This window comes from Streptomyces sp. SPB162 (genome assembly GCF_029504575.1).
GTDB lineage: Bacteria > Actinomycetota > Actinomycetes > Streptomycetales > Streptomycetaceae > Actinacidiphila.
The window spans coordinates 238,417-265,005 of sequence record NZ_JAQFII010000002.1; the positions used below are offsets into that span (position 1 = coordinate 238,417).

The following is a 26,589-nucleotide window of genomic DNA, read 5'->3' on the forward strand; positions in this document are numbered from 1 at the left end:
TTCAGGCGCAGGAGGGGCACAGTCCCCGGTAGGTGACCTCGACCTCGGAGATCGCGAAGCCGAAGCGTTCCTGGGCCGGGAGGGCGGCCAGCGGGTCGCCGGTCGGGTGGACATCGCGGATGGTGCCGCAGGCCGAGCACACCAGGTGCTGGTGCGGGTGGTGGGCGTTGGGGTCGTAGCGCTTGGCGCGGCCGTCGGTGGCGACTTCTATGACCTCGCCGAGGGTCACCATCTCGCCGAGGGTGTTGTAGACCGTCGCGCGGGAGATCTCCGGCAGCCGCTCCGCCGCACGGGCATGCACCTCGTCGGCCGTGAGGTGCACGTGATCACCGTCGAGGACCTCCGCGACGACACGTCGCTGGGAGGTCATCCGCCAGCCACGGCCACGCAGTCGTTCCAGCAGGTCACTCATACGGTTCACCTATTCAGGTTGGGTGGGGTACCCGAAGTTTACCGATGGATTCCCGGGTTCCGATTGGATATGCGTCTGGCGTGCTTCTTGACTTGGAATCTGTCCATCGTAGGATCGGTTCCGGCAATAGCCAAGGGACAGGAAGACTCCAGTACGGCAGGAGACAGAAACGTGACGGGACCACCGCCGTGGAACCGCGCGGTGCCGGCCCGCGGGTGACGGCCCCCCGCGTCGCGCTCCTCAACGCTTCCCGGGACGGCGACGCCCGTGCCCGGCTTGTTCCACCGCCCCACCGTTCCCGAGCCAGTTCCCGAGCCACGTGATCCGTCCGGTCCGGAAGGAATTCCATGTCTGAGAACCATGATGCAATCGTCGTAGACGCGAAGGAGGGCGGCGCGGGTGGCTGCCCCGTCGCGCACGAGCGCGCCGCGCACCCGACGCAGGGCGGCGGCAACCGCCAGTGGTGGCCGGAGCGGCTCAACCTGAAGATCCTCGCGAAGAACCCGGCCGTGGCCAACCCGCTGGGCGAGGAGTTCGACTACGCCGCGGCGTTCCAGACCCTCGACCTCGCGGCCGTGAAGCAGGACATCGCGCAGGTCCTGACCACCTCGCAGGACTGGTGGCCGGCCGACTACGGCAACTACGGCCCGTTCATGATCCGTATGGCCTGGCACAGCGCGGGCACCTACCGCATCACCGACGGCCGCGGTGGCGCCGGGGCCGGGCAGCAGCGCTTCGCCCCGCTCAACAGCTGGCCGGACAACGCCAACCTCGACAAGGCCCGCCGCCTGCTGTGGCCGGTCAAGAAGAAGTACGGCCGCAACCTGTCGTGGGCCGACCTCATCGTCCTCACCGGCAACGTCGCCCTGGAGACGATGGGCTTCGAGACCTTCGGCTTCGGCGGCGGCCGCGCGGACGTCTGGGAGCCCGACGAGGACGTCTACTGGGGTCCCGAGACCACCTGGCTCGACGACGAGCGCTACACCGGCGACCGCGAGCTGGAGAGCCCGCTCGGCGCGGTCCAGATGGGCCTCATCTACGTCAACCCCGAGGGCCCCAACGGCAACCCGGACCCGCTCGCCTCGGCCCGCGACATCCGTGAGACGTTCCTGCGGATGGCGATGAACGACGAGGAGACGGTCGCCCTGATCGCGGGCGGTCACACCTTCGGCAAGACCCACGGCGCCGGTCCTGCGGACAACGTCGGCGACGACCCCGAGGCCGCCCCGCTCGAGCAGCAGGGCCTCGGCTGGAAGAGCTCCTTCGGGACCGGCAAGGGTGGCGACACGATCACCAGCGGTCTGGAGGGTGCTTGGACCAACACCCCGACGACCTGGGACAACAGCTTCTTCGAGATCCTGTTCGGCAATGAGTGGGAGCTGTCGAAGAGCCCCGCGGGCGCGCACCAGTGGAAGCCGAAGAACGGCGCGGGCGCGGGTACCGTCCCGGACGCGCACGACCCGGCGAAGAGCCACGCGCCGACGATGCTGACGACCGACCTCGCGCTCCGCTTCGACCCGACCTACGAGCCGATCTCGCGGCGCTTCCTGGAGAACCCGGCCGCGTTCGCGGACGCCTTCGCCCGCGCGTGGTTCAAGCTGACCCACCGCGACATGGGTCCCGTCGTGCGCTACCTCGGCCCGGAGGTCCCGACCGAGACGCTGCTGTGGCAGGACCCGCTTCCCGAGGTGACGCACGAGCTCGTCGACGACGCGGACATCGCCGGCCTCAAGGCCGAGGTCCTCGCCTCCGGCCTGTCGGTCTCCCAGCTCGTGTCCACCGCGTGGGCCTCGGCCGCGTCCTTCCGCGGCAGTGACAAGCGCGGCGGCGCCAACGGCGCGCGCGTCCGCCTGCAGCCGCAGAGCGGGTGGGAGGTCAACGGGCCCGACCAGCTGGCGCAGGTGCTGCGCACCCTGGAGGGCGTGCAGCAGGCCTTCAACGCCGAGCGGACCGACGGCCGGGCCATCTCGTTCGCCGACCTGATCGTGCTCGCCGGCGCCGCCGGCGTCGAGAAGGCCGCCAGGGACGCCGGCTTCGACGTCGAGGTCCCCTTCACGCCGGGCCGCGTGGACGCGTCGCAGGAGCAGACGGACGTGGAGTCGTTCTCCGCGCTCGAGCCGAACGCCGACGGGTTCCGCAACTACCTCGGGAAGGGCAACCGGCTGCCGGCCGAGTTCCTGCTGATCGACCGGGCGAACCTGCTGACCCTCAGCGCCCCCGAGACGACGGTCCTCGTCGGTGGCCTTCGCGTCCTGGGCGCGAACCACCAGCAGTCGTCGCTGGGCGTCCTCACCACGACCCCCGGGACGCTGACGAACGACTTCTTCGTCAACCTGCTCGACCTGGGCACGACGTGGCAGGCCACGTCCGAGGACGCGCACACGTTCGAGGGCCGTGACGCCTCCACGGGCGAGGTCAAGTGGACCGGCAGCCGGGCCGACCTCGTTTTCGGGTCCAACTCCGAGCTGCGCGCGCTCGCGGAGGTCTACGCGAGCGACGACGCGAAGGAGAAGTTCGTGAAGGACTTCATCGCGGCGTGGGACAAGGTCATGAACCTCGACCGGTTCGACCGCGTCTGATCTGATCGACTGACGTCCGGGCCGGCCCGTTGCGGGCCGGCCCGGACGTCTTCGCGTCCAGTGCTCTGGCCGGAAAGGTTTGCCTGGTTCGCGCCGGAGCACTAGGCCGTGTCTGACACATCCCGCCTGGCCTCCGGGCGGACGCCGGTTTGTGTCAGACACGGCCTAGCGGAGGATTCCCGCCGAGCGGGCGGCCTTCAGCCAGGACGGGAACTCCTGCAGGAGACGGTCGTACAACTCCTCGTCCGAGACCTTGTCGATGTCGTCCACGGCGAAGAACCCGACGTTGTCGACCCGCCGGCCCGGCATGGTGTCGAACTTCTCCAGCACCCCGAAGTTGGCCCGGCCCAGGCCGACGAACTGCCAGAACACCGGCTCCTCCACGGCCTCACGCAGTTCCTTCTCGATCTCGGCGTTGCGGTAGACACCGCCGTCGGAGAAGAACAGCACCAGGGTCGGCGCCTGCGCCGGGTTCGCGCGCACGAAGTCGCGGACCTCGGCGATGACCTTCTGCTCCTCGTTCTGGATGCCGACCACGCGCATGTCGACCTGCCCCGGGCGCTGCCCCTTCGGCGGCTTCTTCCGGCCGAAGAGGCTGATCTGTCCCACCCGTACATGCAGTTCGAGCCACCCCGGCAGGTCCCCGACGGTCAGATCGGGCAGCCGCGCCGGCTGCGAGGCGAACGTCCAGGCCTGCATCTCGCCGTCGTCGTCGACCTGCGCGGCGACGGCGGCCATCCGCTCCACGACGCCGCGGACGGTGCCGCGCGAGTAGAGGGCGGCCATCGATCCCGACGCGTCGAGGACCAGGACGACGCGCGCGACCACGCCCTCCGCGCCGTGCTTGCGCAGACTGACGGCGACCTGCTGCTTGCGCAGCGAGAGCCTCTTGCGCATGTCGACGGGCAGGTTCTCCTCGCCCTTGGTCAGCCGGGCGGGCAGGGTCGAAGGAACAGGTCCCGACGGCGGCAGCGGGGGCGGCGGCGGTACGGGCAGCGGCACGGGCGTCGGCGTCGCGGCCGACGGCTCCTCGTCCACGCTGATCCCGAAGTCCTGAGCGAGGCCCGCGAGCCCCGACGCGTACCCCTGTCCCACCGCGCGGAACTTCCAGCCGTCCCCGCGCCGGTACAACTCCCCGCCCAGGAAGGCCGTTTCGCTGGTGGCCGTCATGTCGAACCGGGCCAGCTCGGCCTCGGTCGCCCGGTCCACGAGCCGCAGTCGCAGCCCGGGGACCTGGCCGAAGGTGCCGCCGTCGGCGGACGCGCCCAGGACGACGCGCTCGACGGCGGGCTCGATCCGGCCCAGGTCCACGTCGATCACGTCCTCGCCGGACGCCGCCGAGCCCACCTGGCGCACCGCGCCCGTCGGGTGTTCCGGCTGGTTGTAGAAGACGAAGTCGGCGTCGGAACGCACCCGCCCCGCGCCCGTGAGCAGCAGCGCGGAGGCGTCGACGTCCGGCACACCGGGTCCCGCGTCCCAGGTCAGCACCGCCCGGACGGCGGTGGCGGCGACGGGGACGTTGGCGCCCTTACCGAGCGGAGGAGTCGAGGTCACGTCGGCCAGTCTGCCGCAATGGCGGAAAAACACCACCGGTGCGGGCCGGAGTGGAGGGGGCGCCGCGCGGCGCCCCCTCGACGGATCAGCCCTACGGCCGCATCTCGTACGCGCCCGACAGCGCCTCGACCTGCGACCAGACCCGGGCCGCGCGGCCCGCGTCCGCGACGGGGCGGCGGACGTGGGCCAGTGCCCAGGCGGCCTGCTCGTCGGTGGTCGAGCTCTTGCCGTGCAGCTCGGTGGCGTGGGCGGAGAAGTCACGGACCAGGACGTCGAAGATCTCGTCCAGCACGTCGGCGTCGAGGCCGGTCAGCTCGGCCTGCTCCAGCACCAGCTGGCCGTAGACCACGAGGGCGAAGAGCTGGCCGATCTCCAGCAGGAAGTCGAGGTCCTGCTGCTGGGCCTCGCTGGGCGCGTGGGTGCGGAGCAGCTCGCACAGGCCGTCCGCCTGCTCGCGGAAGCGGGCCACGTTCGGCAGGTGCGCGTGCGCGTCGTACGCGGTGCGCCAGTCGTGGAAGCGGATCGCGCCCAGCCCGCGGGCCGGGGCCCTGCTGGAACAGGAAGGTGTCGTCGGCCGGGTCGAGGCGGGTCGGCACGGCGGGGTACTCGGCGGGGGCGAACAGGTAGTTCGCCATGAACTTGAGGATCAGGGCGAGGTTGACGTGCACCGTGCCCTCCAGCTTCGGCAGGCCGCGGATGTCGCGCGCGGCCTTGTCGAAGTAGGTGTCCGTCTCGAAGCCCTTGGCCGCGATGACGTCCCACATCAGGTCGATGACCTTCTCGCCCTCGGTGGTGACCTTCATCTTGGTCATCGGGTTGAAGAGCAGGTAGCGGCGGTCCTCGGGCGAGGCGGAGCGGAAGTAGTCCACGGCGCGGTCGCTGAAGAGCTTCATCGCGACGAGGCGGGTGTACGCGTCGGTCAGCTCACGCCGCACGTGCGGGAACTCGGTGACCTTCCGGCCGTACAGCACCCGGTGGTCCGCGTGCGTGATCGCCTCGTACATCGCGTGCTCGCAGATGCCGATGGAAGCGGTGCAGAGGTTGAACTTGCCGACGTTGACGGTGTTCAGCGCGGCGTCGAAGGCGGCCTTGCCGGTGTGCAGCACGTCCTGCGCGCGCACCGGGTAGTCGTCGAGGCGGAACTCGCTGACATACATCTGCGCGTTCACCACGTTCTTCACCAGGTGGTACGCCTCGTGGCGGCTGTCGGCGGCGAAGAAGACGTAGCCCTCGGGCCCCTCGACGTCCGAGCGGCGGCCGAAGACCGAGACCAGGCCGGCGACATTGCCGTTGCCGATGTAGTACTTGGAGCCGCTCGCGGTGAAGCCGCCCTCGCCGTCCGGGGTGAGGATCATGTCGGTCGAGTAGATGTCCGCGCCGTGGGTCCGCTCGGAGAGGCCGAAGGCCATGACGTGGCCCTCGTCCAGGAGCCGGGCGGCGCGCGCCCGCGCGTCCTCGTTCCCGCTCTGCCAGACCGGTCCCAGACCCAGGATGGTGACCTGCCAGGTGTACCAGTAGCCCAGGCCGTAGAAGCCGAGGATCTCGGTTCAGCTCGGCGATCCGCGCCGTGTCCCAGCGCTTGGCGCCGTCCGCGGAGGACGGGGTGAGGAACTCCGCGAAGAGCCCTTCCTTCGCCGCGAACTCCAGGAAGTCGCCGTACCAGGCGCGGTCGACGTAGGTGTCGATGAGGGCCTTCTTGCCGCGCGACTCGAACCAGTCGACGGTGGCGCGGAGCAGCTGTCGGGTGCGCTCGTCGAACTGCACGGGGTCATAGGTACGCGGGTTGAAGAGCATGTCGACTCCAGGGGAACGAGGGTTAGTTGGCGATGCGGTGGAGCGTGGCGAGCACGTCGTCCAGCCAGGCGAGGGTCATCCGCTCGTACTCGATGCCGCCGCGCAGCACCACGTGTTGCAGCTCCTGCTGGGCGGAGGGCGGGGCGAGGTCGCGGTCGCGGTCCGGGAAGTCGCGGCGCTCGCCCGTCAGGTAGCGGGCCAGCAGCGCGGCATGGCTCTCGCGGTGCCGCTCCACCTCGGAGATCAGCGAGGTCAGTGCGGCCGGATCGTCGAAGGCGGCGGCTCGGATCTTGACGGCGAGCTCATGCCGTACGGTCTCCGGTTCCACGGGCTCGCGCAGCCACCCGGCCAGGGCGGCCCGGCCCGGCGCCGCGGCGGAGTACACCTTCTTGTCCGGCCGGCTGTCCTGTGCGACCTCCTCGACCGCGATCCAGCCGTCCGTCTCCATCCGCCGCAGCACCCGGTAGATCTGCTGATGGGTGGCGGTCCAGAAGCGCCCGATGGAGCGGTCGAACCGGCGCGCCAGCTCGTATCCGGAGCCGGGCTGCTCCAACAGGGAGACGAGGATCGCGTGCTCGAGGGCCATACCCGCATCCTGCTATGCAACGAGTTGCATAGGCAATGCCGTCCCACCCGGTTGAGACCGAGATCACGCCGCGGGCGGGGCGCGCATACCTCCCGGCGATCGGCAACAGGTCGAGATCCAGCCAATCCAACAAACGATCTTGAATGGTGCTCCCGGTATATCCACCATGAACCTGTCGACCTGTGCGGGGCAGCGTGGGCCTATGACCTGGAGGCCGAACCCGCGGCTGACAGGCGATGCATGACGGAGGCTCAGTTGCACGGCTACTTCACTACGCAGCGGCATGAGCATCTACGCCAAGAGGTCCGGCACTTCGCCGAGACGGAAGTACGACCCCGAATACCGCAGATGGAGTCCTCCAGAGCCGTACAACACGGCCTGTCCCGGCTCATCGCGGCCCAGGGGTGGATCGGTGTCACCATCGACGCCCAGTACGGGGGAATGGGGCTGGGGCACCTCGCCAAGACCGTCATCATCGAGGAGCTGTCGCGGGTCAACGGCGCGATGGGGGCGATGGTGCAGGCCTCCCAGCTCGGCGTCGCGAAGATCGTCCACTTCGGCAGCGAGGAGCAGAAGAAGCGCTGGCTGCCCGCGATCGCCGCCGGGGAGTGCCTGCCGACCATCGCGGTCACCGAGCCCGGGTCCGGCGGGCACGTCCTGGGGATGACGGCGAGCGCGGAGCGCGACGGGGACTCCTACGTGCTCAACGGCCAGAAGGTCTTCGTCGGCAACAGCCACGTCGGCGACCTGCACGGCGTCGTCGCCCGCACCGGCAGCGGCTCCGGCGGGCTGTCGGCGTTCCTGGTGGAGGCCGGCCAACCCGGCGTCACGCTGGGCCTGCACCAGGAGGCGATGGGCCTGCACGGCTTCAGCTTCGGCGAACTGACCTTCGACGACTGCCGCATACCCGCGGAGAACCTGCTGGGCTCCGAAGGCGACGGACTGGCCGTGGCGTACTCCTCGAGCGTCCTGTACGGACGGCCGAACCTGACCGCGGTCTCGCTCGGAATCCACCGCGCGCTGCTGGAGGAGACCGCCGCGTTCTGCGCCGAGCGACATCGTTACGGCAAGCCCCTGCACGATCTCGGTCCCGTCAAGCTCAAATTGGGCCAGATGCAGTCGCGGCTGATGACGGCCCGGTTGGCCGCCTATCACGCGGCGCATCTGCTCGATCTGGGAATGCCGTGCGACGCGGAACTCATGAACGCCAAGCTGATCAACGTCGAGTACGCGCTGGACTCCGCGCGCAACGCGATGGAGGTGCACGCCGCCAGCGGCCTGTTCACCGACCGGCCCGTGGAACGGTACATCCGAGACGCGCACCACATCTTCGCCCCGGCCGGCACCTCGGACGTGCAGCTGCTGCGCTTGGGCGAAGTGGCGCTGGGGCTGGGCAAGGGCCAGTGGTCGCAGCGGTTCGCCGACGTGGTGCGCTCCCCCGAGGCGTACGACGACCAGCTCACCGCCTGATCGGTCGCACCCCTCGCACCCCTCGCACCGGCCCATCCGGTGGGCGACCGGCTACGCGAGTCCCGCCTCGCGCTGCTTGAGCAGTTCCACTGCCTCGGCCGCCAGGGCCTTGATCGTCTCCAGGCCGCTCTGGCCCCAGGGACGGGGCTCGATGTCGACGACACAGATCGTGCCGAGGGTGGTGCCGGTGTGGTCGATGAGCGGGGCGCCGAGGTAGGTGCGGATGCCCAGCTCGTCCACCACCCGGTTCCCCGCGAACCGGGGGTAGTCGCAGACGTCCTCGAGCACCAGGGACTTGCGCCGGTTGACGACGTGCGGACAGAAGCCCTGGTCGTAGGTCATCTCCCGGCCCGGCTCCGCGGCCGCCTCCGGAACGGGGGCGGTCTGCGGCCCGGAGGGGGTGTGCAGCCCGGCGAAGTACTGCCGGCCGTCCATGAAGAGGTTGACCATGGCGTACGAGGCGCCGGTGGTCGCCGCGAGGCGGGCGGCGAACTCGTCGAGCTGCGCGTCGGGGCGGTCGGTCAGGCCCATCGCGCGCAGCCGCTCGTCGCGCTGCACCGCTTCGGTGTCCTCGGGGATCAGCAGGTGCCGCTCTGCGGGGTCGTAGCTCATGACGGGCCTCCCTGGTCGGGCATGTCTAGTGGACGGGCTGGTGTCGGGATGACGCGGTGCTCAGCAGGTGACTGATGAGGTCGATCAGCACCCCGGTCGAGGAGCGGCTCTCGCGGGCGTCGCACATCACGACCGGCACGTGCGGACTCAGATCGAGCGCGGCCCGTACCTCGTCGGCGTCGTAGCTGTAGGCGCCGGCGAACTCGTTGACCGCCACGAGGAAGCGGATGCCGCGCCGTTCGAAGAAGTCCACGGCGGCGAAGCAGTCCGCGAGCCGGCGGGTGTCCGCGAGGACGACGGCGCCCAGCGCGCCGTCGGACAGCTCGTCCCACATGAACCAGAAGCGGTCCTGTCCGGGCGTCCCGAACAGGTACAGGATGTGCGCCGCGTCCAGGGTGATGCGGCCGAAGTCCATGGCGACGGTGGTGGTCGTCTTGTTCTCCACGCCGGCGAGGCTGTCGGTGGCGACGCTGGCCGAGGTCAGGATCTCCTCGGTGCTGAGCGGTTCGATCTCGCTGACCGCGCCCACGAACGTGGTCTTGCCGACGCCGAAGCCGCCCGCGACCAGGATCTTCAGCGCGGTGGGGAACAGGTCACTGCTGTCGTCGGCGTAGGCCATTGAGCACTTCCTCCAGAACGGCTCGGTCGGTGAGATCGGCGGGCGGCAGCGGAGGCCGCGAGGTGAGGGCTCCGCAGTCGATGAGATCGGACAGCACGATCTTGGTGATGGCGACGGGCAGCCGCAGCTGCGCCCCCACCTCCGCGACCGTGACCGGGGTCCTGCTCAGGTCCAGTGCGCGGGCGTGGTCGGGTTCCAGGTGCGCCGAGGGGACGCTCCCGGTGGCGCGCACCATGGACAGCATGTCCAGCGCCGCGGTCGGACGGGTGCGGCCGTTGCTCACGGTGTACGGGCGGACTAAGCGACCGGCATCGTCGTCGATCAGGGGCTCGTCCTGCTCCTCCGCGGCCGTCACCGTACAACGTCACCCGTCATGGGGGTCGCGGCGCGGGCGGGGGTCTCGAGGTTCGGTCGGACCTGCTGGATCAGGCGGTTCATCTCGTAGCCGAGGACGCCGGGGTCGGCGTCCCGGCCGGCCATGACGGCCAGCGCGCTGCCGGATCCGGCGGCGGACACGAACAGCAGCGCGTCCTCCAGTTCGGCCACCACCTGGCGAACGTGCGGTCCGCCGCCGAGGCGCACTCCCGCGCTGCCGGCCAGGGACCGCAACCCGGAGGCGACCGCGGCCAGGTGGTCGGCGCTGTCGCCGTCCAGGCCGTGAACGGCCTTCTTGAGCCCGTCGGAGGAGAGCAGCACAGCGCTGCGGGTATGGGGGACGCGGCTGACCAGGTCGGTCAGCAGCCATGCGAGATCGCGGCCGGGGGGGACGTCGCTCACCATGGTGGAAGGGCTCCTTGTGAGGAAGATGACGAGGATCAGGGCATGTCGGGTCGGCGCGGCGGACCGTCGGTCTGCTCGGCGCCGGCCTCGGACGCACGCACCCCGATGCGGAAGGCGGCCATGAGGTTCGGGTCGGGCTCGCCGACCTGGTCGTCGCTGCGGGGCGCGGGGTCGCTCCGCAGCTGGGGGGGCGAGGTGGGACTGGCCGCGACGCTGCGGCAAGGAGGGGCGCCCTTCTCCGGCCGGGGGGCGGCCGGCGGGGGCGGGACTGATCGGGACCTGTCCGGTCGGGGCGGGAGCGGCCGGCGCGGGACCGGACCCGCCTCCCACGGGCTCGCCGTGGGCGCGGTGCGCCCCCGACGGCCGGACGGGCTGCGGTGCGGCGGACCGCGCCGCAGCCGGCTGCCGGGGGTGCACCGGCCGGCGGCTCTCCAGCGAAGGGGCGGGCACGGACGGGCGGCTGTGCGCGGGCGCCGCGTCGGTCGCCACCGCCGGCTGCGGCCCCGTGGCGCCGGTGCCCGCGCGTGCCGGGGCGGGGGGCTGGCGGTGCGGGAGCGCGGGCGGCGCCGTCTGCGTTGTCTGCGCCGTCTGTACCGGACGCGGCCGGGCACGGGCCGGCTCGGGCTCCGGGGCCTCCAACGTGCCCACCAGGGCGTGCGGCAGGATGACGAAGGCCTGGATGCCGCCGAAGACGTTGCTGCGCATCTGGACGGTGATGCCGTGGCGGCGGGCGAGGACGGCGACGACGTACAGCCCGATCCGGCCGTCCTTCAGCAGTGTGTCCAGGTCGATCCGCTCGGGGTCGGCCAGGAGCGCGTTGTTGCGCTCCTGGGCGGCGAGCTCCAGGCCAAGGCCGCGGTCCTCGACCTCGATGACCAAACCGGCCGTGACCTTCTGCGCCCGCAGCAGGACCTGGGTCTCCGGCGGGGAGAACGTGGTGGCGTTCTCGATGAGCTCGGCGATCAGGTGCACCACGTCGGCCACGGCCCGGCCGTCGAGGTCCCCGTCGATCGGCGGGACCAGCTTGACCCGGGCGTAGTGCTCCACCTCCGCGACGGCCGACCTGAGGACCTGCGTCAGCGGCACCGGTTTGCTCCACTGGCGGCGCGAGACCGCGCCGCCGAGTACCGCGACGTTCTCGGCGTGCCGACGGATACGGGTGGCGAGGTGGTCGACCTGGAACAGTCCGCGCAGCAGGTCCGGGTCCTCGACCTGGTGTTCCAGCTCGTCCAGGAGCTGGATGCCGCGGTGGACCAGGGACTGCAGCCGCCGGGCGAGGTTGACGAATACCACGACCTGCTGGTCCGCGGCGCTGGCCGGGGCGACCGGCAGGGCCGCCGCCTGGACCACCGCCGCGCACGCGGCGTACTGGGCCTGGCGCAGCTCGTCCGCCAGGGCCGCGAAGCGGTCCCGGTCCGGTGTGGTCGCCGGCGCCGGGCCGTGGAACACGGGCGACTCGCCGCGCCGCACCTGGGCGACGACGTTCTGCAGCTCTTCCCAGCCGCGCGAGTTGACCGCGCGGACCTCCTGCACCCGCCGGTCCACCGCGCGGTCCGCGGAGAGCGCGCCGGCCGAGCCCGCCACGAGGATCACAGCGGCGAGGACGACGGCTCCGGCGAGCACCACCGCGGCCAGGGATCTCGACGGATCCGCGACCAGCAGCCAGGCCGCGACGCCCCCGCCGAGCAGGGCCATGAACACGGCGGGCAGCACCACTATCCAGCGCAGGCCGGGGACCACGCGCTCGGGGGAGCGGCGGCCGCGGGTCTGGGATCTGCCGTGGCGTCCGCTGTCCCGATGGTCGGACCGCACGCTGGATGAAGGGAGTTCAGACATCAACGTCCTCAGCACAGGAGGGTGCCCGGTTGGCAACTACCATCACAGTAGTAATGAATCGGTACATACATGACGGAAGTCGGTACTTCAGGCCCACAAGATCGTTTATCCCGCCGGTCCGGCCCTCCCGCGCGGCAGGAGGCTCCAACAGCCTTTCACAGAGCGCGCGTTGGGCGCCAACCGGGACGACCTGGGTCGACCGCGCGTTCTGCGACCGCACGAAGGTTGGAGAGGTGGGGCCACCCGGCGCCGACGGCTCGCCGCGCCTCGAACGCCCGTTGGAGGCCCGCCCGAGGCCCGTCCGAGGCTTGGCGGAGGCTTGCCGGAGGCTTGGCGGAGGCCCGGTTGGAGTTAATTCCAGCGCTACAACAAACCTTGTCGGCCGTGACGCCGGCTGGTTACTGTCTGCGCATGAGATCGATTCGGCACCTTGAAGAGCGGGCGCGCTACGCCGCCCGCCTCGGTGCGCCGCGATGTAGCCGCCACTGTCGGCGCATTCCCTGCTGAATCGGATTCATCCGTCTCACAAGCCGCATCTCCGGCATCGGTGCCGGTATGTTCCGGCCTGCCGTCAGCAGACCGATGACTGACGACTGATCCGGCACTCGCTCCCGGCTGCTCCCGGGACACCCCCGGATTCCGAGACTCCCACTCCCCGGCCGTCCGCCGGTTCGGACGCAGCGCCGCGTTCACCTCCCCTTCATCACGTCGCCGCCCTGCCCTCTCACCGGACGCGGGCCGGCGAGTCATGACCACCAAGTCCCTGACGTGCTGCGACGCCCTCCGAGAGCGCCGCCGCGCGGTTCTCCCCTGTGGCCGACCATAAGGATTCCCACGTGCGCACCAGAAGCCACCCTTCGGACCTCGTCCCCCGCCTCGACCGGCGACTCTTCCTGCAGGCCCTGGTCGGCACGGGCGCCGCCCTCGGGCTCAGCGCCTGCACCACCGCCGAGGCCAAGGGACCCACCCTCGCGACGACCGCGCCGCTGCCGACCGCCGTGCCGGCCGGCACCTCGCTGAGCGTCGCCTCGTACCTCGGAGGGCAGGAACTGCAGCTCAAACTCGCCGGGCTGCTGGACAAGCTGCCCTTCAAGGTGTCCTCGTGGCCCAGCATCGGGGCCGGACCCGACGTGATCAACGCGTTCCGCGCCCACTCGCTGGAGGTGGGCAACAACGCCGGCATTCCCCCGATCCAGGCGCACTTCCAGGGCTACGACGCCCGGATCGTCGCCGTGGACCTGACCCGTAAGCCCAACTACGTGTTCGCCACCAAGCCGCACAGCGACATCCGGTCCGTCGCCGAATTCCGCGGCAAGAAGCTGGCGTTCTCCCAGGGGCAGGCCCAGGGCGTCGTGCTGCTGCGGGCCCTCAGGAAGGCGGGCCTCAAGGCCGCCGACGTCACCCTGGTGCCCCTGACCAGCAACCAATTCCTCACCGCCCTACAGGCCGGCCAGGTCGACATCGCCCCGCTCGGGATCTCCCAGGTGCCCGCCTATCTGACCCGGTACGGCTCGGACGGCGCGCACACCGTCACCACCGACGTCGTGGACCTGCTCAACATCCTGTGGGCGCCCGCGTCGGTCCTCGCCGACGCCGAGAAGGCGGCCGCCATCGCCGCCTACGTCCCGCTGTGGGCCAAGGGTCTGGTCTGGGTGTACGAGAACCCGGACACCTGGAACGAGGAGTACTACGTCAAGACCCAGCACATCACGCAGGCCCAGGCGAAGGGGATCACGGCGCTGGGCAACAAGCCGCTCCTCCCCCCGAGCTGGGACGAGGCCATCGCCTGGGAACAGGAGACGATCGACCTGCTCGCCGAGGGGGGCTTCGTCAAGTCCTTCAAGGCCGACGTGCTCTTCGACCGCCGCTTCGAGCCCCTCGCGTCCCAAGCCGTCGCCGCGCAGTACCGGAGTTGATACCCGTGACGGAAACCGTCGCAGAGCAGCAAGCCCGGTCCGACTCCCGCACCGGCTCCGCGCACGCGGCGGCCGCCGATCCGCCGACCACCACGACGACCAGCTCCCCGCCCGTCACGACGACCGGCACCACCAAGCCGGCCACCACCCGCCGCCGGGTGCGCCGGCTGGCTCCGGGCAAACGCCTGCCGTACGCGCGCCTCATCGGACCGGCACTGCTGCTGGTGATCTGGTCGCTCGGCAACGTGACCGGCACGCTCGATCCGCGCACCCTGCCGGCACCGTGGACGGTCGTGCGCACCGGCGCCCACCTGTGGACGTCCGGCACCCTCAGCACCGACATCACCGAGTCGCTGTGGCGCGCCGCCCAGGGCTTCGCCATCGGGCTGACCGTGGGGGTCGTCCTGGCCCTGGTCGCCGGGCTGAGCCGGATCGGGGAGGCCGTCATCGACGGCACGGTCCAGATCAACCGGTCGGTGCCGACGCTCGGGCTGATCCCCCTGTTCATCCTGTGGCTCGGCATCGGGGAGACGTTCAAGGTCGCGATCATCGCGATCGTGGTCTACATCCCCATCTACCTCAACCTGTACTCGGCCCTGTCGGGCATCGACCACCGCTTCGTCGAACTCGGCGAGGTGCTCCGCCTGAGCCGGTGGCAGTTCATCCGGCAGATCGTCATCCCCGGCGCCCTGCCCGGCTTCTTCGTCGGGCTGCGGCTGGGCGTCACCGGCTCCTGGCTCTCCCTGGTCGTGCTGGAGCAGATCAACGCCACCAACGGCCTGGGCTACATGATGTTCCAGGCGCAGAACTACGGCCAGACCGACGTCATCGTCCTCGGCCTGCTCATCTACGGGGTCTTCGGTTTCGCCTCCGACTCCGTCGTCCGCGTCCTGGAACGGAGGGTGCTGTCATGGCGGCGCTCGTTGAACACCTGACCCCACCCGCCGTCCACATCAGTGGACTGACCCGCGGCTTCGGTGAGCGCGTGGTCCTGGACGGCATCGACCTGGACATCCCGCCGGGCCAGTTCGTCGCGCTGCTCGGGCACAGCGGTTCGGGCAAGAGCACCCTGCTGCGCGCCATCGCCGACCTCGACCACGACGTCACCGGGACCGGCGAACTCCAGGCGCCCGAGCGGCTGTCGGTCGTCTTCCAGGACTCCCGGCTGCTGCCCTGGCGCCGGGTGCTGGACAACGTGCTGCTCGGCGCGCGCGGGAAGGACTCGCAGGGCAAGGATCCCGCGGAACGCGGTCGCGACGCGCTCGCCGAGGTCGGCCTGGCGGGACGCGAACGGGCCTGGCCCAGCCAGCTCTCGGGTGGGGAACAACAGCGCGCCGCGCTCGCCCGCTCGCTGGTCTGGGAGCCCGAACTGCTGCTCGCCGACGAGCCGTTCGGTGCCCTCGACGCGCTCACCCGGCTCAAGATGCACACCCTGCTGCGCGAGCTGTGGGAGCGCCACCGGCCCTCCGTCCTCCTGGTCACCCATGACGTGGACGAGGCGGTCGTGCTCGCCGACCGGGTCCTGGTGCTCGACCGGGGACGGTTCGGCCTGGATCTGACCATCGACCTGCCGCACCCGCGCTCGTACCGCGACCCGCACCTGGGCGAGTACCGCGAACAACTCCTGGCCGCGCTGGGAGTCGAGGAGGACGGTCACTGAGCCCTCCCCGCCCCGCCCCGCCACCCGCACCTTCTGTCTGGAGCCGAACCATCATGAGCACCACCGAGCGAAGCCTGCACTTCAACCTGTTCATCCACGACACCGGCCATCACGAGGCGTCCTGGCGGCTGCCCGAGTCCGAGCCACTGGCCCACATCGACGTCGCCTACCACCAGCGGCTCGCCCGGATCGCCGAGGACGCCAAGTTCGACTCCCTCTTCCTGGCCGACAGCCCGGCGCTGTGGGGAGACCCGGGCCGGCGGCCGAGCGGCCGTCTGGAGCCCACCGTGCTGCTGACCGCGCTGGCCGCCGTCACCAGCCGGATCGGACTGATCGCCACCGCGTCGACCAGCTACAACGATCCCTACAACCTCGCGCGGCGCTTCTCCTCGCTCGACCACATCTCGGGCGGCCGCGCCGGCTGGAACATCGTCACGACGGCGGGTGACGCCGCGGCGCGCAACTTCGGCCTCGAATCCCAGCCTGCGCACGCCGACCGCTATGAGCGGGCGGCGGAGTTCATCGAGGTGTCCACCAAGCTCTGGGACAGCTGGGAGGACGACGCGGTCGTGGCCGACAAGGACCGTGGGGTGCACGCCGAGTCGGACCGGGTGCACCCGATCGCCCATGCCGGCAAGTACTTCCAGGTGGACGGCGCCTTGAACGTGCCACGCTCGCCGCAGGCCCACCCGCTGCTGGTGCAGGCCGGATCCAGCGAGGACGGGAAGGACTTCGCGGCACGCTACGCCGAGGCGGTCTTCACCGCGCAGCCGACATGGGAGGAGGGCCAGGCCTTCTACGCCGACGTCAAGCGGCGCGCGGCGGCGGTCGGCCGGGACCCGGAGGGTGTGAAGATCCTGCCGGGGATCGTGCCGGTGATCGGCGACACCGAGGCGCAGGCGCTGGAGCTCGAAGCGGAGCTGGACCGGCTGATCCAGCCGGAGTACGCCAAGCTGCAGCTCGCGACCCTGATCGGTCTCGACCCGGCCCTGCTCGTCCTCGACCGGGAACTCCCGGCGGACCTGCCCGACGAGGACGAGATCGAGGGCGCCAAGAGTCGCTACACACTGGTCGTGGAGCTCGCGCGCCGGGAGCGGCTGACGGTGCGGCAGCTGATCGGCCGGCTCGGCGGCGGGCGCGGCCACCGCACCTTCACCGGTACGCCGGTGCAGGTGGCGGACACCATCGAGCACTGGTTCCGAACCGGGGCGGCGGACGGATTCAACATCATGCCCGCTGTCCTGCCCTCCGGCCTGGAGGTGTTCGTGGAGCGGGTGCTGCCGATCCTGCGGGAGCGCGGCCTGTTCCGCACCGAGTACACCGGCGGCACCCTCCGCGAGCACTACGGCCTGCCGCGTCCCGCCAACCAGTTCGCCCCGGCCCTGGTGAACGCCTGAGGGCGGGTGTTCGGGACCGAGTCAGCCGTAGTAGGGCGCGACGACCTCCCGCACCTCGTCGAGCAGCGCCGGACCGTCCTGCGGCACGGCCGGCCGGCCGCTGCCCGGCCGGATGTCCAGCAGTTGCTCGTTGGACAGGGCGAACACCACGCGCCCCAGCCCGGCCTGCTGGATGACCGCGTCGCACATCCCGCACGGCTGGCAGCTGGTGTACATCGTGGTCTTCGCCGCGGTGGCCGTGTCCAGTTCCCTCGCCGCCCACCTTCCGCGAGGTGTTCATTCCCCAAGGAATGATCATCAAGAACATCGGCGCCCAGCCCGTGCTCTACGACCTCGACGCTTTCATCGAACCCCGGGAGAAGATCCTCACCGACGGCACCCTGACGGAGTTCCCCGAATGGGAAGTCGCCGAACGCACCGAGATCTTCGGACCGATTGCGCACCGCTTCAGCGACTACCCCAAGTCGGGCTTCCTCGACGGCGCCTGGTTCGAGGGCACCGGCCACAAGACGACGCCGTTCGTGCGAACCCGCGAGGGCCGGAAGATGAGCTCGATGGCCTGGGACGACGAGTAGGCGCACGTCGGCCTGCCGGCCTCGATATCCATTGGCCCGTGCCCCGACGGGTTGGTTACGATCACGGCAAGGCGGGGTCGTAGCACAGAGGTAGTGCGCCTACACAGCATGGAGGAGGACGTCGGTTCGAATCCGACCGCCCCGCCCCCTCGTCGCGGTCGGCCTGACGGTTTCACGTCAGGCCGACCGCTGTGGTGGGAACGGTGAGTGCGCATGACGCGACCCCTCGCGGAAGTGAACGCCCGGGACGCCGGGTGTAGTCAGGTGGGCCTCACCACATCTGCCGGAGGTACCAGGGCCGCGTTCCGCGTCACGACGGGAACCACCACCGGCGATCCGTCGCTCGGCGCCCGACAGCTGGTCGATCCGCCGCCGCGCGAGGTCGGCGACGCCGGTCACCTCCAGCGCGTCGCGTACCGCCGTCTCGTCCTCGCGCGACCACTGCCGGAAGAGCCCTTGGTACGGATGGCGCCCGTAGCGGACGAGGCCGGCCACCGTCACGGCCTCAGGTGCCTGCGGGGACTGCGGCAGCAGCGCGACGCGGTGCGCCGCTCGGCGCGGTTGCAGCTCCCAGGGAGTCGACCTGGGTGACAGTGGCATCCGATCCGCCCGGCGCCGCGGCGTCTTCGCGGTGGACAAGTCCAGCGGCCGCGGCGACCCCGACTCGATCCACCGCATCACCTTCGGCCGCTGACCGCCCGGCCGGCCGGACACCCCGCCGGTGACAGGCCGGCCCCGGTCCTCAGAACCGCACCCGCAGGGAGGAACTGATCGCCCGGCCCGTGCGCTGGACGACGTCCGCGAGGCGTTCCAGGTTCCGGGCCGGGTGCGTCAGGACGCACAGCGCCGCCACGGGGGCGTCGTCCGCGGCGTACAGCGGGACCGCCACGCAGCACACCCCCGGCACCACCTCCTCGCGGTCGAAGGCCACGCCCCGGTCGCGGATGGCCGCGGCTTCGCGGGGCCAGGACGCGGGGAGCCGGTCGAGCGGGAGGGCACGGTCCGCGCCGGCCACCAGCACCTTGCCCGCCGCGGTGAACCAGGGCCAGACCGTGCCGCCGCGCGGCGGCGGCAGTGCCGTGTCCTCGCCGGGCGTCCAGTTCAGCACCAGCGTCCGCCCCTCCCGCAACGCGCTGATGCCCACGGTCGCGCCGGTCGCGCCCACCAGGCGGCGCACGGGCTCCCGCACCGCGGCCCGCAGCCCGGGGTGCGGCTGCCACTCCTGGCCGAGCCGGAACATGCGCGGGCCCATCCGGTATCCCCCGCCGCACCGCTCCACGGCGTTCAGCGCGACCAGTTGCTCCAGCAGCCGGTACGCGGTGGTCTTGGGCAGCCCGCACTCCGACGCCAGGCGCGTCAGCCCGGCTTCCCCCGCCCGGTCCACGGCACTCAGCAATCCGAAAGCACCCTGCAACACGCCACGACCACCGGCCCACGGCGAGAAGCCCGCCGGCGGCGGCGTAGCCGGCCTGGACGTCAACGCGTCCGGTCTGTCCAGCTGCTCGTTCAACTGCCTCATCGATGAGACCCCCGTCTCGATGCGATCACCACGGCTCCGGCGCCACACGCGCCGCCCACTTCCACCCGAGCGCCGGCCCCTACCCCGCGCCCCGGCCGCTACCCAGGGATACGGCCCCGGCGGCGCCCGAGTTCACCGGTGAAGGGCGTGGGTTCCGTACGCAGAGCAGCGTGCAGAAGGAGTACTGCACCCGGCGGGTCGCGGCATCATCCCGCCGGCCGGCTCCGGACATGCCGAAGCCCGGACGGGACCGCCGCGCGCAGCGGTTCCCGTCCGGGCAGGTCAGAGCCGGGATCGGAGGGGCACGGCCCAGAAGGTCTGCCGGTTATCCGCGTCGGGCCTGCCCGACTGCAGGCTCCTGGTGCGCCCGGCACCGGGCGGAAAGCAGGACCGCCGTCACGGCCGGGCGGGCAAGCTGTTCAGCGTGGAAGGTGGCCAGGGCCTGATGGAGTGTCCGCCGCCCGCAGCGGGTTGCCGCGGACGTACAGGTAGAGGTTGGGCCCGTCGACGGTGCCCAGCGGATCGCAGCTGCACCATCTCCCGCTCCACGGGGCGAAGTAGCGCGCCTGGCGGTAGCTCAGGCCGCTCTCCTCGTCCCGCTCGCAGCCGGTGAACCGGTACCGCTTGCCGGTGTGGCCGCCGAAGCTGGTCTCCCCGTAGGGGGTGTACTCTTCGCGGTCGGTGAGGGCGCCTGTCCCGTCGAGCACGACGGTGCTGCTGCCGAGGTGGTCACCGAGGTGGAAGGCGGTGGCCGGGCCGCGGTCGTCGGGGTGGGCGGCACCGACGCGGACGAGTGCGACGCGCCAGAGGTCGTCCATCACATGCACGAGGTTGTTCTCGCGGGCCGCGGGGTCGACAGCGGGCGCGGCCTTCGCCGAAGTGGCCGTGGGAGCCCAGCGGTGGTGCTCGAAGACCTCGTCGAGGTAGTGCGTGACCTCCACCGCGCCGCCCTCGCGGCGGACGAGTTTCTTCACCCGCCGGCCCGTCACGTCGTAGAGGTACTGGGCGTGCACGGACGGCTCGACGCCCGGTGTCTGGGCGGCGAAGGCCGTGCAGCGGTCGGCGTGGTTCCACTCGAGGTGCCGCGAGGTCGTCTCGGCGACCATGTTGCCGCTGCCGTTGTAGGTGTAGTCGTACGCCGTCGTCCCGACGGACATCCGCCGCAGCCGGTTGCCGCCCCCCACCAGGGTGAACTCGCGCGCGAAGCCGCCGGCGCCGCCGTGGGCGAGGCCGACCAGGTTATCCGCCGCGTCGTAGCGGTACGCCTCCTGGTACGCCTGCGCCCGCGTGACGTCGGTGCCGCGTGGCAGGGCGGGCCAGGGGTCGCCGGCGGGCGGTGCCTGGTGCTCGCGACCGGTGGCGGTGAGCAGTCGGTGGACGGGGTCGTAGGTGAAGCGCCGGTCGAGCGCGTCACCGCTGCTCAGCAGCTTGCGCAGGACCGGGTCGGTGACGTCCCGCGCCTCCGGGTTGTCGGGAATTCCGCTGCCGGGGGCCCGCTCCCGCAAGGTCAGGAGATTCCCGACCAGGTCGTAGTCGTAGTGGCTGTCCTGCAGCGGCTCCCCGCTCGGGCGGTAGGTGTGGTCGTCGACGAGCGCGTAGTGCTCGCTGCGCAGCCGGAGCAGGCGCGACGTGCGCGGGTCGTACGCGTAGCGGGTCATCACCCCGTTGCCGTAGGCGACGAGCGCCCGCCGGCCCGCGGCGTCGTACGTGATGCGCTGCACGTGGACCACGTCGTCCAGGCGCACCTGCTCCAGCGCGCCCGCCCCGTCGTACGTCGGCCGCAGCTCCCTGCGCCGCCCCTCCACATCGGTCGGCAGGACGTGTCTGACGATCCGGTTGAGCGCGTCACGGCTGGTCGTGCTGGTGTAGCCGCCGGGTTCGAGCAACTGCGCGTCGCGTTCCTCCTGGGTCCGGCCGGTTCCCGGAGTCCACTCGATCTGGAACGGCACCACCTTCCAGCCCTTGTTCCCGGCCGTCTGGTACGTCTCGAGGATCGGCGCGTCGGCGACGACCCGCCGCGTGCTCTCCAGGACGTTGCCCTTGAAGTCGGCCGCCGCGACCGAGACCAGTCCGGCCTCGTCGTGGTGGCGCACCGGGCGGCCGAGCAGGTTCAGCGCACGAGCGGCCGCCCGGTCGGCCGCCGGCTGCCCGGCGGTGCCGGCGTCGCCGTACTCGACGAACCGACGCAGCGTCACCGTACCGGCCAGCCCGTCGCGTGCCGCCCACACCTTGCACGGCCGGTCCAGCAGGTCGAACGTGCGGAGCGTCATCGCCCCCTTGGTGTCGCGTGTCTCGACCGGGCGGCCGAGCGCGTCGGGCACCGCGTCGTGGCGTCCGGCGTCGATGCCGTCCGTCCGCCAGCGCCGCCCGGCCACGTCGAAGGTGCTCGTGACGACCGTCCGGCCGAGCGCGTCGATGACCGAGACGAGGTTGCCGACGATGTCGTAGGCGGAGCAGGTGGTGAAGCGGTCCGCGTCCGCCGTCCCGTTGCGCGCGACGGCGCGCACCGTGCGGCCCAGCGCGTCGATCTCCGTGCCGGCCGGGGTGTTCCAGTGCCCGCGATAACCCGCGGCGGCTTCGCCGTGGGTGCGGCCCGCGTTGTCGTTCGCGTCATAGAGGTAGGACTCCCATGGCGTCGGCGCGTACACCTCGGGAGCCGTCAGGTCGGCCGGGACTCCGCAGACCACCCGCTGTTCGCTGCCGTCCGGGTTCAGCGTCCTGACCACCTGGCCCGCGGGGTCGTGGAACATCGTCGCCTTCTGCCCGAGCTGGGCGTCGAGCGGGTGCGCGTAGCCGAATCCGGTGGAGTGGAACGGCTCGTACCCCACCACCACCCGGCTCTGGTTGTCGTACACCCGCCAGCCGGAGACGATCACGTTGTCGGGGTCCGACGGCCCCCGGGTGCGCCCGGTGGTGTCCCCGACCGACGCGAGCTCTCCGGCCGGTATGACGCCGCCACCGTGGGCCGGATCGCCGAACAGGGTGTCCCCGGCCTGCGAACGGGTCTGCAGCGGCCGGCCGAACCCGTCGGAGTACGTCACCGACACGATCGTCGCGTCGCGCTCGGCTGCCGGAACGTCGGTGTCCATGTCGTGGTGCACCCGCCGTACGGTGCGCACCGACGCCGGCTCGCCGCGCTCGGAGAAGGCGAGCAGGTCGTAGGTCATCCGCGAGCTCGGTGTGTCGCGGTCACCCTCGCCCTTCTCGCCGCGCACGTACCGGGCGGTGACCAGTCCGGCCGGGGAGGACGTGACCGAGACGGTGTTGCCGTTGGCGTCGGTCACCGTGTGGGGGCGCAGCATCCGGTAGTCGATCGCCGCCTCGGTCGCCAAGCCGGCGGGGTCCACCGACCGCACCGGCAGCAGGTCGTGCTGGTCGTGGACGAGTTGGCTCCGCGCTCCCATCGGGTCGAGCGAGGCGACCACCAGTCCGCGGGGCACCCGGCCCGCGACGTGCACGTCGTAGCGGTGCCGCGCGCCGGTCACGTAGTACCCGCCCGGCGATCCGGGCACCGCGCCCTCCGTGTAGTGCGTGTATCCGGCCAGTGCGGGAACCGCGGCGCGGAACGCCGGTGGGTACTGCGCCGGCCACGCGGTGACTCCGCCGGGGGCCAGGTAGACCGGCCGCGGGCCCACCGCGAGCGGGTCGTCGGCCGGGTAGAGGTCGTCGAGGAAGGCGTCCGTGAACGCGAGGGACTCGGCCCGCACCGTCAGCCCGTGCTCGCCGAGGGTGCCGAGCGGCAGGCCCGTGAACGCGTCGCCGTCGTAGTACGTGCGACTGTGGGCGATCACGCGCAGCGCCGGGCCGGCCTGCGTCGGTCCGGCGAGGATCGCGTCGCGCAGCCGGTCGACACCGAGCCGGCCGTCGTTGACGACCTCGTAGCCGGTCGTTCTGGCGACCCGGTCGACCAGGTAGTGGCCGGTGTCGTCGCGACGGGCGTACTCGGTGGTCGTGTAGGTGGCCAGGTACGGCTGCGGCGCGGCCGCGACGGTGGTCATCGGGTCACGGCCCCTGGGGACGGCGACGGTGATCCGCCCCGCCGGGAACCCGTACCCGTCATAGCCTGCGGAGAAGGCGAACCGGGTCAGCGGGTCGTCGCCGCGCTCGTACCGCGTGGTCCGGCTGCCGAGCCCGAACGGGAAGAAGACCCGCTCCCGGGCGTCCTCCGACGCGCCCCCGGGCACCCCGGGCGATTCCTCCCGCACCCCGGAGAGCGTCTCGGTGACGGTGTGGGGGCGGTGCTCGCGGTCGGTGCCGTCCAGGACGTACACCTCCGTGCGCAGCAGCTGTCCGCGCAGCGTGCGCAGCGCGGCCCTGCGGGCGCCGGTCGGCAGTCCGGCCAGAAACGCGATCTGCTCCGATGGCCGGGACAGCATCGGTGTGTCCAGCGCGGAGTACTCGTGCCGCAGATCCAGTTCGGTCCACTCCCCCGCCCCGGCGGCGACCGGTCCCGGATGGAACCAACTCTTGGTGAGGGTCGGCTGCGAGAAGCGCCCGCCCGGGACGGCGCCGGGCCCTGACGTGGGCGCCGTCGTGAAGGACTCGCTGTCGCGGTGCTCGACCATCGCGAACCCGCGGAACTCCCGTTCCACGGTGTCCCAGTAGCCGTGGTGGTACCGGTACCGCGTCGTCAGCCGGCCGCCGGAGTGCGCGTCGGCCACCTCGACGTGCGAGACCAGGTGCACCGGGAACGGCAGCGGGGTGCGCCGGCGTGTCGCCGGATTGCGCTGATCACGCAGGTGCTCCCGCGTCGAGGGCGTGTACGTGACGCGGGTGGTGGCGCCGAGGTGGTTGTCCATCGCGGTCAGCAGATGGGGCTTGACCCCGCCGGCGAAGTCGAGGAAGCGCAGGTGCGTCCTCCCCGACCCGTCGGCGTCCGGGCTGAGCAGCAGCCCGACCATCCCGGTCCCGTTGGGGTCGGCGAGCCGGAGGGAGTCGCCGCCGGCCGCGTCCGGCGTCCCGGTGATCGTGACCGGCTGCGCGGTCCAGGCGTCGCCCGACCGGTTGCCCCAGAGCAGCACCCGCCCGTGGTCGACGTAGACCAGGTCGGCCGCGCCGTCCCCGTCGACGTCGCCGAGCAGCACCCGGCGCGGGTCGAACCGGTCCGGCAGCCGGGGCGACCGGCGCATCACCACGCGCGCGCCCCAGCGGCCATGGCCCTGGTTCGGCCAGTACGCGACCCTCCCGTCGCCGATCAGCACGATGTCCCGCAGTCCGTCGCCGGTCATGTCCGCGAACCGCACCAGGGGGTCGGCCGGATCCACCGGCGGGCGGGCGCTCCCGGCGGTACGCTGCCACGCCGTACTCAGGTCGGGGTTCACCAGTCCGGTCCCGCGCGGGTCGGCCGGGGCCGGGGCGGGATCGTTCGGCGACGCCGTCGGCAGACCCGGCCCGTCCACCGCTGCGAACCGGCGCCCGGCCGGGTCGAAGCCCGAGTAGCCGAACGTCAGCGGCGGCAGGTTCTCCAGCGCCGGCTCCTGCCCGGGGGGCAGGCCCTGGTCGTCGATGCCGACCACGTCGACGCGCGTCAGCAGTGACACACCGTTGAACCGGGCCTGCCGGTAGGTGAAGCGCCATTCGCGGGCCACCCGGGCGATGCCGTCGGCGGCGTGCGTGCTCACCCGAATGCTGCGGCAGCGCAATGCCGTCCGCACCTCGAAGCCGGCCCGGTGGTCCGAGAACGCGTCCGGCCGCGACTCGTAGTCGAAGTCCACCGCGACGAGGAACGACGGCTCGGCCCGGTCCCCGAAGTCCGCGTAGGAGATCCGCGCGAGCAGCGGCTGGTCCCAGGTGTGCACCGGCTCCCGGCCCGCGTCGCGCAGGTAGTCGTAGCGGACCAGGTTGCCCAGCACGTCCTGGGTCCTGGTGATCCGCCACCCGAACACCCGGTTCCCGTCGGCCGGATCGACGACGACGGCCGGGTCGCGCCAGGCGGCGTCCGCGCCGGCCGGACGGGGTGTCCCGTAGCGGGCCAGCACGCCGTCCTTGCCGCGGACCTCCCAGTAGTTCCCGGAGTCGTCCATGACGTGCTCGATCCGCGCGAACAGCCCCTCCGTACGCGGCCGGTACCGCACCCGCCCAGGACGACCGCCGCCGACGGGAACCAGATCATCGGCCCCCGACAGGACGAACACGTCGGCCTTCTGCGCCCCGGGGCCGGTCGCCTCCCCGTACCGCGGTGTCCCGCGGGAGGTCTTGCGGGACACCCCCGGCGGGCTCAGCTGCCATCCCAGCCCGAACGGTCCGTTGCCGGCGCCGGTGCTGTACCCGAGCGACAGTTGCGGCGCGAGGCCCAGCCTGCCGGCCGGGACGGCGATCGGGACCGTGTAGTTCCCCGTCCCGGTGAACAGGTCGGGAGTGAACGTCCCCCCGATCCCGCCGACCGCGCCGCCGCCCTTCGGCAGCGACAGAACAGCGTCCTCCGCTGTGGGATCCACTCCGTCACTCATGTGTCCACCCCGCCTGGACCCCGCCGAATCCCCCGTTGGAGTCGGACTGAGGTTAGGCAGCATGGGAGTGGCTGGAGTCGCTTGTCACGCGGCGTTCCGGTCAGCGGACCGGAACGACCGCGCGCAGGCCCGAGCGTCGTCGGCCTTGCTGTCCCCCGAGTGCTCCGCGCCGGGCAGCACCGTCTGAAGCGTGTCCACCGACACCGGAGGGCCGATCGAACCACCGAACGGCGTTTCCTGGCCGTCGCCGGGTAGGGGTCTCGAAGTATCCGTATGTGTGCATGGCCCAGGACGGTGTGAGCGAGTGCCCCGGCGGGCGGAACGAGGCGGTTCGATGGGGATCACGCAAGGACTGCGGTCGCACGGCGGACACCTGGGCGCGGTGGTCGGCTTCGCCGGGTACACGGCCGGCTGGACGATGTTGCAGCGCAGGAGCGGACGGCCTCTGCCGGCGGCGCCCGGCCCTTGGGAGCTGCTGCTCACCGCGACGGCCACGTTCCGGCTCAGTCGCCTCATCGGCAAGGCCTCGGTGACTCGACCGCTGCGCGCCCCGTTCACGGAGGTGGAGGGCGCGGGCGCTCCGGCAGAGCTCAACGAGACCCCGCGCGAGGAGCCCGGCCGGAAGACGGTGGGCGAACTGATCAGCTGCCCGTTCTGCCTGAGCGTGTGGATCGTGACCGGCTTCGTGGGCGCCCGCGCCGTCTGGCCGGAGGCGACCCGCACGGCGACCGGCGCCCTCACCGCTCTGACCGTGTCGGACGCCCTGCAGTTCGGTTACTCGGTGCTGTCGGAGCGTGCCGACCACTGACCGGCCGGCCCGCCCTGTCCGGA

17 protein-coding genes, 1 tRNA gene and 3 pseudogenes are annotated in these 26,589 nt (G+C 71.6%); 9 read left to right on the plus strand and 12 right to left on the minus strand.

Annotated elements, in window-relative coordinates; translation table 11 throughout:
- Window position 1 precedes the first annotated feature (1 nt).
- A complete protein-coding gene (locus M2266_RS31025) occupies window positions 2-412 on the minus strand; it encodes a Fur family transcriptional regulator (RefSeq protein WP_277441602.1) in 411 nt (136 codons plus the stop codon).
- Between the two features lie 347 nt (window positions 413-759).
- Here M2266_RS31025 and katG point away from each other — a divergent pair, with 347 nt between their 5' ends.
- Window positions 760-2,991, plus strand: a complete 2,232-nt coding sequence (gene katG / locus M2266_RS31030; protein WP_277441603.1) for a catalase/peroxidase HPI — start codon at window positions 760-762, stop codon at window positions 2,989-2,991.
- Between the two features lie 165 nt (window positions 2,992-3,156).
- Here katG and M2266_RS31035 read toward each other — a convergent pair whose 3' ends face one another.
- The 3 genes and pseudogenes from M2266_RS31035 to M2266_RS31045 all read right to left on the minus strand — a co-directional run bounded on the left by M2266_RS31035 (window position 3,157) and on the right by M2266_RS31045 (window position 6,925).
- Complete coding sequence (locus M2266_RS31035) at window positions 3,157-4,545, minus strand: VWA domain-containing protein (RefSeq protein ID WP_277441604.1); 1,389 nt, start codon at window positions 4,543-4,545, stop codon at window positions 3,157-3,159.
- A 91-nt stretch (window positions 4,546-4,636) separates the two neighbouring features.
- Window positions 4,637-6,339 (minus strand): annotated as a pseudogene (locus M2266_RS31040) (acyl-CoA dehydrogenase).
- A gap of 22 nt (window positions 6,340-6,361) precedes the next feature.
- Window positions 6,362-6,925 (minus strand): PadR family transcriptional regulator, encoded by a 564-nt coding sequence (locus M2266_RS31045; protein ID WP_277441605.1) that lies wholly within the window; start codon window positions 6,923-6,925, stop codon window positions 6,362-6,364.
- A gap of 255 nt (window positions 6,926-7,180) precedes the next feature.
- Here M2266_RS31045 and M2266_RS31050 point away from each other — a divergent pair, with 255 nt between their 5' ends.
- On the plus strand, window positions 7,181-8,395 hold the full coding sequence (locus M2266_RS31050) for an acyl-CoA dehydrogenase family protein (protein ID WP_277441824.1): 1,215 nt from the start codon (window positions 7,181-7,183) through the stop codon (window positions 8,393-8,395).
- Between the two features lie 51 nt (window positions 8,396-8,446).
- Here M2266_RS31050 and M2266_RS31055 read toward each other — a convergent pair whose 3' ends face one another.
- The 4 genes from M2266_RS31055 to M2266_RS31070 are packed head-to-tail and all read right to left on the minus strand — an operon-like array spanning window position 8,447 to window position 12,242.
- The gene (locus M2266_RS31055) at window positions 8,447-9,007 is read right to left on the minus strand and encodes a GAF domain-containing protein (protein WP_277441606.1); all 561 of its coding nucleotides are present in this window, start codon (window positions 9,005-9,007) and stop codon (window positions 8,447-8,449) included.
- 25 nt (window positions 9,008-9,032) lie between these two features.
- Window positions 9,033-9,626 carry an ATP/GTP-binding protein gene (locus tag M2266_RS31060; RefSeq protein WP_277441607.1) on the minus strand — a complete coding sequence of 198 codons (594 nt, stop codon included), beginning with the start codon at window positions 9,624-9,626 and terminating at the stop codon, window positions 9,033-9,035.
- A complete protein-coding gene (locus tag M2266_RS31065) occupies window positions 9,601-9,981 on the minus strand; it encodes a DUF742 domain-containing protein (RefSeq protein WP_277441608.1) in 381 nt (126 codons plus the stop codon). Before M2266_RS31065 ends, M2266_RS31060 begins: the two co-directional genes overlap by 26 nt.
- Window positions 9,978-12,242 (minus strand): roadblock/LC7 domain-containing protein, encoded by a 2,265-nt coding sequence (locus M2266_RS31070; protein ID WP_277441609.1) that lies wholly within the window; start codon window positions 12,240-12,242, stop codon window positions 9,978-9,980. The genes M2266_RS31065 and M2266_RS31070 overlap by 4 nt, the downstream gene beginning before the upstream one ends.
- Window positions 12,243-13,078: 836 nt before the next feature.
- Between M2266_RS31070 and M2266_RS31075 the strand changes: the two genes are divergently transcribed.
- The 4 genes from M2266_RS31075 to M2266_RS31090 are packed head-to-tail and all read left to right on the plus strand — an operon-like array spanning window position 13,079 to window position 17,215.
- Entirely contained in the window at window positions 13,079-14,158 is a 1,080-nt protein-coding gene (locus M2266_RS31075; protein WP_277441610.1) for an ABC transporter substrate-binding protein, read from the plus strand.
- A 5-nt stretch (window positions 14,159-14,163) separates the two neighbouring features.
- Window positions 14,164-15,093, plus strand: a complete 930-nt coding sequence (locus tag M2266_RS31080) for an ABC transporter permease (RefSeq protein WP_277441611.1) — start codon at window positions 14,164-14,166, stop codon at window positions 15,091-15,093.
- Window positions 15,069-15,818, plus strand: a complete 750-nt coding sequence (locus tag M2266_RS31085) for an ABC transporter ATP-binding protein (protein WP_277441612.1) — start codon at window positions 15,069-15,071, stop codon at window positions 15,816-15,818. The genes M2266_RS31080 and M2266_RS31085 overlap by 25 nt, the downstream gene beginning before the upstream one ends.
- Window positions 15,819-15,871: 53 nt before the next feature.
- Window positions 15,872-17,215, plus strand: coding sequence for an LLM class flavin-dependent oxidoreductase (locus M2266_RS31090; RefSeq protein WP_277441613.1), 1,344 nt, complete (start codon window positions 15,872-15,874; stop codon window positions 17,213-17,215).
- A gap of 21 nt (window positions 17,216-17,236) precedes the next feature.
- Here M2266_RS31090 and M2266_RS31095 read toward each other — a convergent pair.
- Window positions 17,237-17,487 (minus strand): annotated as a pseudogene (locus M2266_RS31095) (deaminase); the annotation flags it as partial.
- Here M2266_RS31095 and M2266_RS31100 point away from each other — a divergent pair.
- Both M2266_RS31100 and M2266_RS31105 read left to right on the plus strand, forming a co-directional pair.
- Window positions 17,488-17,790: a DUF4440 domain-containing protein gene (locus M2266_RS31100; RefSeq protein ID WP_277441834.1), complete on the plus strand. Its 303-nt coding sequence runs from the start codon at window positions 17,488-17,490 to the stop codon at window positions 17,788-17,790.
- Window positions 17,791-17,861: 71 nt separating this feature from the next.
- Window positions 17,862-17,936: transfer RNA gene (locus M2266_RS31105), tRNA-Ala, on the plus strand.
- 190 nt (window positions 17,937-18,126) lie between these two features.
- Here M2266_RS31105 and M2266_RS31110 read toward each other — a convergent pair.
- The 3 genes and pseudogenes from M2266_RS31110 to M2266_RS31120 all read right to left on the minus strand — a co-directional run.
- Window positions 18,127-18,363: pseudogene (locus M2266_RS31110) on the minus strand (ABC transporter ATP-binding protein); the annotation flags it as partial.
- 169 nt (window positions 18,364-18,532) lie between these two features.
- Entirely contained in the window at window positions 18,533-19,186 is a 654-nt protein-coding gene (locus M2266_RS31115; protein WP_277441614.1) for an IclR family transcriptional regulator C-terminal domain-containing protein, read from the minus strand.
- A gap of 542 nt (window positions 19,187-19,728) precedes the next feature.
- Window positions 19,729-25,758 (minus strand): SpvB/TcaC N-terminal domain-containing protein, encoded by a 6,030-nt coding sequence (locus M2266_RS31120; protein WP_277441615.1) that lies wholly within the window; start codon window positions 25,756-25,758, stop codon window positions 19,729-19,731.
- A gap of 334 nt (window positions 25,759-26,092) precedes the next feature.
- On the opposite strand from M2266_RS31120, the gene M2266_RS31125 reads away from it, so the two are divergent.
- Window positions 26,093-26,566, plus strand: a complete 474-nt coding sequence (locus tag M2266_RS31125) for a DUF1360 domain-containing protein (protein WP_277441616.1) — start codon at window positions 26,093-26,095, stop codon at window positions 26,564-26,566.
- The last annotated feature ends 23 nt before the right edge of the window (window positions 26,567-26,589 follow it).